1 protein-coding gene is annotated in these 206 nt (G+C 45.6%); it reads left to right on the top strand.

Translation table 11 applies throughout. The annotated features are described in order from the left end of the window. Positions 1 to 183, top strand: a 183-nt coding sequence (locus NSCA4_RS14205) for an IS30 family transposase (RefSeq protein WP_141565477.1), incomplete at its 5' end; no start/stop codon positions are given. Between the last annotated feature and the right edge of the window lie 23 nt (positions 184 to 206).

Here is a 206-nt window from a genome sequence, read left to right as displayed (position 1 = left end):
CTGAATGAGAACACCAACGGACTCATCCGACAATATTTCCCCAAACAGACCGATTTCCGGAACATCAGTAATCGGGAGATACGCAGGGTTCAAGATGAGTTGAACCACCGGCCAAGAAAAACACTTGGCTACGAAACGCCAAGTGTTTTATTCTTGAATCTGTTCCAACCACTGGTACCATAGTGTTGCACTTGAAATCCGAATCC

Origin of the sequence: Neisseria sicca 4320 (assembly GCF_000193735.1) — a bacterium.
GTDB classification, from domain to species: domain Bacteria; phylum Pseudomonadota; class Gammaproteobacteria; order Burkholderiales; family Neisseriaceae; genus Neisseria; species Neisseria sicca_E.
Note: the sequence above shows the minus strand (reverse complement) of the source record. Positions and strands in the feature narration are given on the sequence as shown.